The organism is Staphylococcus cornubiensis (assembly GCF_900183575.1).
Classification (GTDB): Bacteria; Bacillota; Bacilli; order Staphylococcales; family Staphylococcaceae; genus Staphylococcus; species Staphylococcus cornubiensis.
Genome location: NZ_FXUZ01000090.1, coordinates 1 through 396, shown reverse-complemented (window position 1 = coordinate 396; position 396 = coordinate 1). Strand labels below are relative to the sequence as shown.

The following is a 396-nucleotide window of genomic DNA, read 5'->3' as shown; positions in this document are numbered from 1 at the left end:
GCCATAATAGAAACAATCATATCCATTGACCGTTCACACAGAACAGCCGCGGTTTTTCCGCCGCCTACGACCGAAAGAATATGCCGCGCAAGCCTGTTGGCGCGTTCATTCAGCTGCTGATACGACAGGGTTTCCCCTTCGAACTGTAGAGCCGTCCGGTCAGGGTTCTTTCGGGCTTGTTCTTCAAAGATCTGCACGATCGTTTGCTCTTTCGGGTACGCCGTGCGTTCCGGGTTGAACCGCTGTAATTGGTTCAAAGCCTCCCGTTCAGAAAGCAGATCATATTCGCTGATTTTCGCATCCGGCTGAGCTGCCGCGCTCTCCAGCAGACGGACATAGTGCGCAAGCATGCGATCCGCAGTTGAGCGCTTAAACAGCTTCGTGCAATAATCCAAA

Annotated in this window: 1 protein-coding gene; it reads right to left on the bottom strand. The window is 52.8% G+C overall.

Annotated features, from left to right (window positions below):
• Window positions 1-396, bottom strand: a 396-nt coding sequence (locus CCE82_RS12680; RefSeq protein ID WP_159454555.1) for an AMP-binding protein, incomplete at both ends; no start/stop codon positions are given.